This is a genomic window from Gilliamella sp. wkB108, assembly GCF_001690195.1.
Classification (GTDB): Bacteria; Pseudomonadota; Gammaproteobacteria; order Enterobacterales; family Orbaceae; genus Gilliamella; species Gilliamella apicola_L.
Window position 1 is genome coordinate 1 of sequence record NZ_LZGM01000129.1, and the last position, 11,857, is coordinate 11,857.

General features: G+C 34.9%; 6 protein-coding genes. 2 read left to right on the forward strand and 4 right to left on the reverse strand.

Going from position 1 to position 11,857, the window contains the following annotated elements:
• The first annotated feature begins 168 nt into the window (after nt 1-168).
• Entirely contained in the window at nt 169-831 is a 663-nt protein-coding gene (locus A9G11_RS13905; RefSeq protein ID WP_065620169.1) for a GntR family transcriptional regulator, read from the forward strand.
• Between the two features lie 42 nt (nt 832-873).
• Here A9G11_RS13905 and A9G11_RS13910 read toward each other — a convergent pair whose 3' ends face one another.
• The 3 genes from A9G11_RS13910 to A9G11_RS13920 form a co-directional block, all read right to left on the reverse strand.
• Nucleotides 874-2,169, reverse strand: coding sequence for an MFS transporter (locus A9G11_RS13910; protein ID WP_065620170.1), 1,296 nt, complete (start codon nt 2,167-2,169; stop codon nt 874-876).
• 15 nt (nt 2,170-2,184) lie between these two features.
• Nucleotides 2,185-3,327: a mandelate racemase/muconate lactonizing enzyme family protein gene (locus tag A9G11_RS13915; RefSeq protein ID WP_065620171.1), complete on the reverse strand. Its 1,143-nt coding sequence runs from the start codon at nt 3,325-3,327 to the stop codon at nt 2,185-2,187.
• A 243-nt stretch (nt 3,328-3,570) separates the two neighbouring features.
• The gene (locus A9G11_RS13920) at nt 3,571-6,312 is read right to left on the reverse strand and encodes a DUF2339 domain-containing protein (RefSeq protein WP_065620172.1); all 2,742 of its coding nucleotides are present in this window, start codon (nt 6,310-6,312) and stop codon (nt 3,571-3,573) included.
• A 259-nt stretch (nt 6,313-6,571) separates the two neighbouring features.
• On the opposite strand from A9G11_RS13920, the gene purL reads away from it, so the two are divergent.
• Nucleotides 6,572-10,474: a phosphoribosylformylglycinamidine synthase gene (gene purL, locus A9G11_RS13925; RefSeq protein WP_065620173.1), complete on the forward strand. Its 3,903-nt coding sequence runs from the start codon at nt 6,572-6,574 to the stop codon at nt 10,472-10,474.
• A 61-nt stretch (nt 10,475-10,535) separates the two neighbouring features.
• On the opposite strand, the gene A9G11_RS13930 is transcribed toward purL, so the two are convergent.
• Entirely contained in the window at nt 10,536-11,621 is a 1,086-nt protein-coding gene (locus A9G11_RS13930; RefSeq protein WP_065620174.1) for a 3-deoxy-7-phosphoheptulonate synthase, read from the reverse strand.
• Nucleotides 11,622-11,857: the final 236 nt, after the last annotated feature.

Genomic DNA, 11,857 nt, shown 5'->3' on the forward strand with positions numbered 1-11,857 from the left:
GATTTAACAACTATATGATTTATTGGCTTATTAATTTTACTTTTACAGTCTATATTATTTCTGCAATAAAAGTTATAAAAGATAATATTACTTTCTTATATAAAGAAAGATGTTAATATAATTACCTAACTTAGGCTAAGCTTTTTGCATATTAACTAATTAATAAATATGAAAAAAAATGAATTAAAATCAAAGATTGCTTATGAAACCATTGAAGAAATGATCACCTTTCAGGAGCTAATCCCGGGAGGAATGTACTCTGAATCTAAACTTATTGAAATCACAGAGTTAGGACGAAGTCCTATTCGAGAAGCTTTACAAAGGCTTGTTGTCGATAAAATGGTTGAAATCTTTCCATCAAAAGGCATTCTTATCACACCTATTTCGGTTGAATCGCAAGTCAGATTATTAGAGGTAAGGCGGAATGTCGGTGAATTTGCAATGAAATTAGCGGCCATTAGAGCGACACATAATGATAAAAGTGAAATGCAAACAATCATTGATGAATTACTTCAGATTAAACAAATTGCGCAAGCTAAACAATTGGTTAAATTACTAAAAAAAACGCATGCAATAACCGTTATCGCGACTAAAAATGAATTTGTAGACTCAGTTTTATCACCATTACAAGGTTTATCGAGACGTTTTTGGGTTGCCCATTTAAATCATCGAGATGCTGAACTTAAAAAGGTTGCGGAACTTTATTTAAATAAACTAAAAGCGATATGTCAAAATAATGTAGAAGGGACGATTAAAGCATCGTTAGAAATTAATGATTATTTTACTAATTATACTCATCAAGTTCTAACGAGTCTTACTCCAAAGTTATAATTAAACGGTTTTCGTAGTTTAATTATGATTAAACATCATAACTTAATTATTTAATAAAGAATCAACACTTTTTTGACGGATGAAAAGCAGCAAAACAAAAGTTCCAAAAACCGCGATTAGACTTGAAAGTATAAATGCTGATTGATAACCACCGCCATATTGAATCAAAAAACCGGTAATACTTGGCGATAAAATACCAGCTAAGTTTGCTAATAAATGAACAAAACCACCGGTAGAGCCTATTCTTACTGAAGGGACAATATATTGTAGCAATGACCAACATGCTTGTGGAACCATGTAACCAAATAAACATGCAATTGTTATAAAACTCACTGCACTAAAGGTACTTGAAGCGTATGCTGTTAACAATACACAGGTAGCGGCAACAATAAGTCCGGTAAAAATGACAATCTTTCGAGAAAGAATAAAATTATTGGTTTTTGTATAAATATTATCTGTAATTACTCCACCTAATATAAAGCCAATTGCTGCACCCAACCAAGGTAATACGCCTATTACGCTCATACTTTTAATATCTAAATGTTGATAATCAGTTAAATAACTAGGTAACCAAGATAAAAAGAAAAATTGAATGTAATTAAAACAGAAAAATGAAACGGCAACGCCAATTACAGGTAACGATAAAATGTAATAGAATATAGATTTCTGATTCTTATTTCCATTACTAATATTATCGGAGTTTTTTATATCTGCAGCGGGTCTTTCAGTAATAATCAAGTCTGTTTCCTCTTGACTAACCTTATTACTCAATTCTGGTTTATCTCTAAAAAACGTCACCCAGGCTAAAACCCAAAATAATCCTAACAATGCTATGACAATAAAAGCAATTCTCCAACCTAAATAAAGTCCTACAAAACCAACAATAGGGGCAGCTAATGCAGCGCCTAAAGGTTGTCCTGCATTGACAAAACCAACTGCTCTACCTATCTCTTTTTTCGGAAACCAATTTGAGATAGATTTATTGGTCGTTGTTCCCATTGGTCCTTCACCAATACCGAAAATTACTCTCACGATTAATAATTGATAAAAAGAGGTAACAAGGGCTGTTGCGCCACAAAAGATTGACCATGTGCCTGCTGCCCAAGCATAAGTTTTTTTCGGACCATACCTATCGGCACACCACCCACCAATAAAACAAAACAGGCAATAACCAATGAAAAAAACACTGAATAAAATACCCATTTGGGCATCGTCAAAAACTAATTCTTTTTTAATTAATGGCGCCATGACGGCAAGAGCAGAACGATCTAAATAATTAAGCATTCCAGCTAAAAATAATAAAATAGCAATGAACCAACGATATTTTTTAGTAAACATAATTAAATCTCCATTTTAATGGTTATACTCAATTTTTTTATATTGAATAATGTATCTTTCAAATACCTCTTTATTTGGTTCAAACCCCAATCCTGAGGTATCAGCTAGTGTCAATTTTGGTTTAAATTCCATTTGTGGATACAGTAAATCGTTCCACTGTATATACGGGGCTTCTAATTTAATGTTGTCATCTAGAAGTGAAAGGATATGCGCGGTGGCAAGTAATCCAGCACCATAATAAAAGCAATGAGGGGATACCTTTATTGAATACATTTTGGCTAAATCGATAACATCTAACATTGCGGTGATACCACCGACTTTTGCCACACTCGGCTGAGCTATATCAATAGCATGGTTTATAAAGTGTTGTTCAAAACCTTGTACACCATCAACATTTTCACCCGCCGCAATAGGAATACCGATTTTTCTCAAATTAGCTAATTTTAAAACATCATTAGGTGGAAAAATGGGTTCTTCAAGCCAAGTTAGATTAGCTGATTGAAGTAAATAGGCTTGTTTAATCGCTTCCTGCTCACTCCATGGACAATTGACATCGACCATTAATGGAAAATCTTCAGGTAATACTGATCTTGCTTTTTGTGTATCTTTAACATCAATTTCATGCAATTTAATTGCTTTAAATCCTTCGTGATAAGCACGTAATACATGCTCATCAATTTTATTACCATAACTAACCAAACTAGCATATACATCAAATTCGGTTCGCTTTCCGCCTAAGAGTTGATATAAAGGTTTATGGTGTAATTTTCCGACTAAATCCCATAACGCAATATCCACTCCTGATAATGCAAACATTACCGGACCTCCACTACCAAATGGATGAAAAGCATATTTGGCTTGATGGATAAGATCGCGGATTTGTGTTATATCTTCAGGTACTTTTTTTCCTAAAAAAAACCGTCCGACAATGGTTTCTAACGCATTAAAAGTAACGGGATTTATTGCATGTCCAAAACTCTCACCCCAACCGATTAAACCATTGTTGGTAGTTAGTTTTACCAGTAATGATTCCATTTTTTTCAATTCAGGATTAGCTGCATTATAAATTTCTTGTGCACTAAGATTAGAAGTGCATATATCTCTATTTGCATGAAAAGGAATTGCTAACCTATATATTTCAATTTTTTCTATTATCATTCTCGCCTCCGTACTAATATATATAAAATATATATCCAATATATTGGACGTATATTAATTGACGCGTGAGAAAGTACAATGATCAAAATTTGAAATATTAGAGAGAGATCACAAAAATAATTTATAGCAATAATTTTAGAAATTTAATCAAGTTGATTTTCCCAAGTTATTTGGGCTTTAGAAGATAAGTAATGCCAATATTTAGCGTATTGGCATTATTCACAAAGAATTAAAATAAATTAATCAATTTTCTGAAAATTTATTTTTAGGCGGTAATGGGGCTAAATAACCAATTAAAAGCATTAATAATGCAACACCTATAAACACAAATGCACGTAATAAACCATCAAGTTCAACACTATCAACAAAAACTAATTTAGCGACAATAAAACTCTGTAAAATAACGCCGGCGTACCATAGTTTACGAAGTAAATAGTGATGGGCTATTACGACCAGTATAACGGCGGTTAATGTCCAAATTAGTGATAAGACTACTTGAATAATGTTAGTATGCCATAATGAGTACAATGACCAGTTAATATTTAACCACTGGCTCAAACATCTTAATATTATGCTGTTTGCCCATAAACATATCAACGCGATTAATACGGTATTAAAAATGGTTGTTACTAATTCTTGGTTATTTTTGGTCACTGTTGAGCAATTATTGAAATATCCGGTAGCCCATTTCAGCCAGATAGCAAGCATCATCCAAGCAAAAATAGCACTTTCTTCTAGTGGATTAAGTAATGGAATATAGTGCCAATAAATAATTTGACCACTCATAATGATGCCAATTACTAATGAATAAGACAAATAAGTGACAATAGGGAATAATCCTAGTAACCAGTATGATTTGATTAAGGACACATTAACAATCAATCGTTGTTTAATTAAAAGATAAAATAATAAAATAATGCTACTGGCAAACGCGGTCAATAAACTAAACTCAACCGTATACATTCCCCATGGTAACAGATCTAATAACGCGCTTACTTCATTAAATAGCCAGGCTATTATTATCCAGAACAAACTGATATGTAATATAAAAAAGAGTCGTTTTGATAATTGGGTAAACAGCATTTTAACTTTATGTAGATAAAAATAGGCAGAAACAAAAGCAATTGGCCAAACAATGCTCCATAACCCAAGGTTTTTTATACTGTAATATAAATTTTCACTATTATTTAAGATTGCTAATAACAGTACTGGCCAGAGGGTAAGGGGAGCATAACAAAGCAGATCCCATTTTAATTTTCGACCTATGTAATACCATAACCACACCGAGATAATAAAACAGAGAATAATTGGTTGTGTGTTAGGTGTTGTCTCCATAGTTTGATAAATACTAAATAAGATCCAATTTTCCCATACTATACTGGCAAGCACAAAAAATAAGATTTTAAAGATCATTGCTGAAGTATTATGTACATGACGATAGTAGTGCCATAGACAAGCACTAAATAGTAAAATAACACTCATAATACCAAACAGAATAATCAGTGAGTTAGTTTCAACATAATAGAGCGGTAATGAAATAACACCAGAAATCACCCCAAGTAACGTAATGAGAACTCCGAACCATGCAAAACGATATTGTTTTTGGCTAAGCATTACCCAACTTAAAGTAGTGCCTTCAAATAACCAAATTAAAGCGGTCCAGTTTGCGGTAAAGGCGAGAGGTATGGATAAACTGCTAAATCCAATTCCAATAGCCAGACCAAATAAAGAGGTCGTTTTAGCTGTTGTTCGCCATGCATATAAAGTGATAAAGGCGCCAATTATATAAAATAACCCAAATCCTAAGGCCGAAAAAGCAGGACCAAATTCCCACTGTTTAGTAATTGAATATTGTAAAGCAAAACCTGAAAGAGGCACGCCAAAGAGTAAAATCAAATCGATTGGGTATTGATAATGTTCCTTCTTTATACTACGAATGGAAAGTAATACCGCTAAAATACCGTAAATTAACAAATTGGCGAGAATGAAAATTTGGCACTCAGTATAAAACGCTGGTTGATAAGATGCCTTACCCCATAATAACGACACAATAAAGGTAAATAAGAAACCGATAAGGTTAAGTAAGCGCCAAGATTGCCAGTTACTAATCACTAAAATCGCACTTGAAAGCATTAAATAATAACTAAATAGAGCAATATGATTACCAGAACCGGTTGATAATAAAATTGGGGCTAAATAACCGCCAACACTAGCGATAATAGCCATAATCATAGTGTGTTGTAATATGGCAAATAAAACACTTGTACTACAAATAACGACTAATAAAGCAAAGGCTAATAACAAAGGTACCAGATCATAAAGTTTGAATGCAGCAAATATGGTCAGATATAAAACACCAATAGCACCACCTTGGAGTATTAAAGCATAAAGTGGCTTTTTATTACGTAGTCGCCAACCGATGCTTAACAAAGCAATACCTAAAACTAAGGATCCTAGAACTCGTAATTCAGGTGACAATAAGCCATGTTCAATACTATATTTAAACAGATAAGAGAGGCCAAAGAATAAAATAATAATGGCAACTTTAGCTACAAGGTTACCTTTAAGTAACCAACTAATAAAACGATTGGCAGTTTGATCTGATTTTGTAGATGATATTTTTTGTGGTTGATCAAAAACATCATTTGCTTGTTGCGGTAATTGAGGAGATTCATCAACTGGGTTGCTATTAGAATTAAGTTCAGTTATCGGTTGTTCTGGTATATTTGGTGTTGTGGTTGTTATCTCGTTACTTTGTGAACTATTTTGATGTAAAGATTGTTGGTGATTTAAAATTTCAGGACCAATATTATGATTGGTTTCTGATTTATCTGAAAAATGAACTTTATTTGATTCTAATTGGTTAACTTTTTTTTGCAATTCAGTTAACTGAATTTGCAAAACAGTAATATCCCTTTTGATATTGGATAAAACTATAATTGCCACAAATACGGCGATTACCATGATTAGAAAAAGTAAATCCATTGTTTTTCTCGTATTGTTTTATTAGTTATTATTTATACAATTTATGATTCTAATACATAATTAATAAAGACACCTAAGTATATTTTTACTTTTAAACAATTTTAAAATGAAGTGTTTTTTAAAATTTATACTGAAACGTTATTCTCTTTGGGAATATCTTTACAAAATTGCTAGTCGTTTTTAAGATAGCCACAGCAGCTACTTTCTTTTATAATACAGCCCTGTTTTACTTATTTTTGGCTTAAAAAGAGTAACTTACATGAAAATTTTAGCTGGTTCTTCTGCTTTATCAACATTCCGTATTAATAAACTCCTATCTATTTGTTGTGAAAAATCCATTCCTATTAGTAATATTGATGCACAATATATGCACTTTGTTGATTTAAAGAGCGAGTTGACAGCTCCTCAACAAGTCATTCTTGAAAAATTACTGCAATATGGTCCTAATATTTCGCAAAAAAATGATGAAAATAACATTAACAAACAACTCTTTTTAGTCACACCTAGAGTAGGAACCATTTCACCTTGGTCATCAAAAGCCACAGATATAGCTCACAATTGTGGATTAAACCAAATTCACCGTATTGAACGTGGCATCGCTTATTATATTCAAACCCATTCACCACTAACCAAACAACAAATAATGGAATTTGAAAGTATTATTCATGACCGCATGATGGAAATGGTATTAACACGTTTTGATCAAGCTGAACAATTATTTAACGCTGAACAACCAAAACCTGTCACAATAATTGATTTATTAGGACAAGGTCGTCAGGCATTAGAAGAAGCTAATTTAAAATTAGGCCTAGCACTAGCACCAGATGAAATAGATTATTTAGTTGATAATTTTAATAAATTAAATCGCAATCCAACTGATGTTGAGCTTTACATGTTTGCCCAAGCAAACTCTGAGCATTGTCGCCATAAAATTTTTAATGCTGATTGGATTATCGATGGAAAAAAACAGCCCAAATCATTATTTAAAATGATTAAAAATACGTTTACTGTCACTCCTGATTATGTCTCTTCTGCTTACAAAGATAATGCAGCTGTCATGGATGGTTCTGAAATAGGTCGTTTTTTTGCTGATAATGATAATGGTATTTATCGCTATCATCAGGAATATGCTGATATTTTAATGAAAGTTGAAACTCATAATCACCCAACAGCTATTTCGCCTTGGCCGGGAGCGGCGACGGGTAGTGGTGGTGAAATTCGTGATGAGGGTGCGACAGGGAGAGGAGCTAAACCTAAAGCTGGATTAGTAGGATTTTCAGTTTCAAATTTACGCATCCCCAACTTTGAACAGCCATGGGAACAGGATTTTGGTAAACCTGATCGAATAGTGAGTGCCTTTGACATTATGATGGAAGGGCCTCTGGGCGGAGCAGCATTTAATAATGAATTTGGTCGCCCGGCATTACTTGGTTATTTTCGAACCTATGAAGAAAAAGTAAATAGCCATAATGGTGAAGAGCTTCGGGGTTATCACAAACCAATAATGCTTGCCGGTGGTATAGGTAACATCCGCCGTGAACATATTAAAAAAAGTGAATTCCCTGCCGGCTCTAAACTGGTTGTTTTAGGTGGTCCGGCTATGAATATTGGATTAGGTGGTGGAGCTGCATCATCAATGACATCTGGGCAATCGGATGCCGATCTTGATTTTGCCTCAGTACAACGTGACAATCCAGAAATGGAACGTCGCTGTCAGGAAGTGATTGATCGTTGTTGGCAAATGGGTGATAACAATCCAATATTATTTATTCATGATGTGGGGGCCGGCGGTTTATCCAATGCCATGCCTGAATTGGTCAATGACGGTGGATGTGGTGGTCAGTTTGAATTACGTAACATATTGACCGATGAACCTGGAATGTCACCATTGGAAATTTGGTGTAATGAATCACAAGAACGTTATGTACTTGCGATTCACCCAGATCGTATAGAATTATTTGCTAAACTCTGTCAACGTGAACGAACCCCTTATGCGGTTATTGGACAAGCAACGGTAAATAAAACGGTGACTTTACATGATGCCCATTTTAATAATAATCCAATTGATCTGCCACTTGATGTATTACTTGGTAAAACGCCGAAAATGTTACGTGAAGTAAAAACACAACAGGCACGTGGCGATAATTTTTCAACCAATGAAATTAATCTATATGACGCTGTTAAACGTGTTTTACACTTGCCAACGGTTGCTGAAAAAACCTTTTTAATCACGATTGGTGATCGTTCTGTAACAGGCATGGTAGCGCGTGATCAAATGATTGGTCCATGGCAAGTGCCGGTTGCTGATTGTGCCGTTACAACCGCCAGTTTAGATAGTTATTATGGTGAAGCGATGTCAATTGGTGAACGAGCTCCAGTTGCGTTGCTTAATTTTGCTGCTTCAGCAAGATTAGCTGTGGGAGAGGCAATAACTAATATTGCTGCGACTGATATCGGTGAGATAAAGCGTATAAAACTTTCAGCTAACTGGATGGCTGCCGCAGGTCATCCTGGTGAGGATGCTGGGCTATATGAAGCAGTTAAAGCTATTGGCGAAGAGTTATGTCCAGCTTTAGGTCTAGCTATTCCGGTAGGCAAAGATTCTATGTCGATGAAAACGACCTGGCAACAAAATGGTGAACAAAAAACAATCACCTCACCGCTTTCATTAGTGATTTCTGCATTTGCACGAGTTGAAGATGTCCGTAAAACAGTTACTCCACAGTTATCTACCAATGAAGAGAATAGTTTACTATTTATTGATCTTGCAAAAGGGCATCAAGCGTTAGGTGCTACCGCCCTAGCACAAGTTTATCGACACTTGGGGCAAAAGACCGCTGATGTACATGATCCAAAAGAGCTACTTGCTTTTTATCAATCAATTCAAATATTAATCAATCAAAATGCGTTATTAGCCTATCATGATCGTTCTGACGGAGGACTATTTGTTACATTAGCTGAAATGGCATTTGCTGGGCATTGTGGTATTGATGTTGATATTTCCGTTTTAGGTCATGATGTTATTGCTTCACTATTTAATGAAGAACTAGGTGCCGTTATTCAAGTTGCGAATAACCGTTTAGATGAGGTAATTAGCTGTTTTAATCAGTTTGGTCTATCTCATGCCGTTCATGTTTTAGGTTGTGCTAAAATAGGTAAGCAGTTTATTGTACGTAATCAATCAGCAGTTGTATTTAGTGAAGCCCGTTCAACATTGCGAACTTGGTGGGCGGAAACTACATGGCAAATGCAACGTTTACGAGATAATCCAAACTGCGCCGATCAAGAACATCAAGCCAAACAAAATGAAAATGATCCAGGTTTAAATGTGCAATTAACTTTTAATCCACAAGAAGATATTGCCGCCCCTTATATTGCTAAAAACATCAAACCTAAGGTGGCAGTACTACGCGAACAAGGGGTTAATTCACATATAGAAATGGCAGCGGCATTTAATCGTGCCGGTTTTGAAGCAATTGACGTTCATATGACCGATCTCCTTTCGGGTAATGTAAGTCTAACCAAATTTAATACCCTTGTTGCTTGTGGGGGATTTTCCTATGGTGACGTGCTGGGTGCGGGTGAAGGTTGGGCTAAATCTGTATTATTTAATGAGCGAGTACGGCAAGAATTTGAGCAATTTTTCCAGCGTAACGATACCTTATCATTAGGTGTTTGTAATGGTTGTCAAATGATGTCAAATTTAAAAGATCTGATTCCTGGTGCTGATTTATGGCCTCGTTTTGTGCGTAATTTATCGGAACGTTTTGAAGCTCGTTTTAGTTTAGTGCAGATCCAACCAAGTCCTTCCTTATTATTTACAGATATGGTCGGGTCACATATGCCAATCGCTGTTTCGCATGGCGAAGGTCGCGTAGAAGTCCGAGATGAACAGCATTTAGCTAATTTAAAAACATCGGAATTAGTTGCTATGCGTTATATTGACCATTTTGCGCAAATCACCGAACAATATCCTGCAAATCCTAATGGTTCTCCAAATGGGATCACGGCAGTTACTACCAAAGATGGGCGCGTAACTATTATGATGCCACATCCTGAGCGAGTCTTTAGAACGGTGACTAACTCATGGCATCCAAATAATTGGGGTGAAGATAGCCCATGGATGCGCATTTTCCGTAATGCTCGCAAACAACTAGCTTAAATTATAAATTAATGAAAATCGCCGAGATTTACTCGGCGATCGGTCTCAAGTATAAGTCAAATTATGCAGAAATTGATTTTTTCTGGCGTTGCATAAGTGGTGAAGCAAGCGTTTTATCCATTTTTCGTAACAATGCTTCAGTCGCCTCCCAACTAATACAAGCATCAGTGACAGATACGCCATATTTAAAGTTTTCATGTGCTTGTTCAGAAGATTGGTTACCTTCAAAGAGATTACTTTCTATCATTACGCCAATAATAGAGTCATTACCTTGTTCAATTTGTTTAATAATCGAATCCGCAACCAGAGGTTGATTTCGGTAATCCTTGTTAGAATTTGCATGGCTACAGTCGATCATGAGATTCGGGACTAAACCGGCTTTTTTCATTTGAATTTCACATAATGAAACATTTTCAGCATCATAGTTTGGTTTTTTACCGCCACGTAAGATTACATGACCATGCGGATTCCCCATAGTTTGCAATACGGTTACTTGCCCTTGTTGATTGATTCCTACAAAACGATGCGCCATCGATGCGGACTTCATAGCATTAATGGCAACATCTAAACTTCCGTCAGTACCGTTTTTAAACCCAACCGGCATAGAAAGTCCAGAAGCCATTTCTCGATGGGTTTGTGATTCAGTGGTTCTAGCCCCGATTGCTGACCAACTAATTAAATCACCAATATATTGTGGTGTATTGGGATCTAACGCTTCTGTTGCAATAGGTAAGCCTATTTTAGTAATATCAAGTAAAAGTTTGCGTGCTTTTTTAAGTCCGTACTCAATATCAAATGAACTATCCATATGTGGATCGTTAATCATTCCTTTCCAACCTACCGTCGTTCGGGGTTTTTCAAAATAAACTCGCATCACAATAAAAAGTTGATCTTGCAGTTCATCAGATAGCTTTTTTAGTTTATGGGCATATTCTATTGCTGCCTCAGGGTCATGAATTGAACATGGACCACATACAATTAGTAATCGATGATCACGGCGTTCTAAAATATTAACTACAGTCTGACGAGAAGTGGCAATTCTTTGTTCTAACTCACTGGATAACGGGAAAAGGGTTTTGATTTCTTCAGGGGTAATTAACATATGCTCATCCCTAATTCGGATATTATTTAGAGTATCTTTTAACATTACAATTTTCCTATTAAAATCATTTAAAATATTTTATATGTAAAATATTAATTACATAAACAAGTGTTATGTAAACACAAAATTACATAATAGTAAATTAAATTTTCACAATATCTGATTAATTATAATTAGTATGATATTACTTATCATTTAGATAATAATAAAAAGTGGAATAAGACAGCAATTTCTATAATTACATCTAAAATATGTGTAACAAAATATTTACAATTATTGTA

What these genes read in the sequence shown, in the direction of transcription:
- A9G11_RS13905 (WP_065620169.1), top strand. Translation starts at nt 169, where the DNA reads ATGAAAAAAAATGAATTAAAATCAAAGATTGCTTATGAAACCATTGAA.
- A9G11_RS13920 (WP_065620172.1), bottom strand. Translation starts at nt 6,312, where the DNA reads ATGGATTTACTTTTTCTAATCATGGTAATCGCCGTATTTGTGGCAATT.
- A9G11_RS13915 (WP_065620171.1), bottom strand. Translation starts at nt 3,327, where the DNA reads ATGATAATAGAAAAAATTGAAATATATAGGTTAGCAATTCCTTTTCAT.
- A9G11_RS13930 (WP_065620174.1), bottom strand. Translation starts at nt 11,621, where the DNA reads ATGTTAAAAGATACTCTAAATAATATCCGAATTAGGGATGAGCATATG.
- purL (WP_065620173.1), top strand. Translation starts at nt 6,572, where the DNA reads ATGAAAATTTTAGCTGGTTCTTCTGCTTTATCAACATTCCGTATTAAT.
- A9G11_RS13910 (WP_065620170.1), bottom strand. Translation starts at nt 2,169, where the DNA reads ATGTTTACTAAAAAATATCGTTGGTTCATTGCTATTTTATTATTTTTA.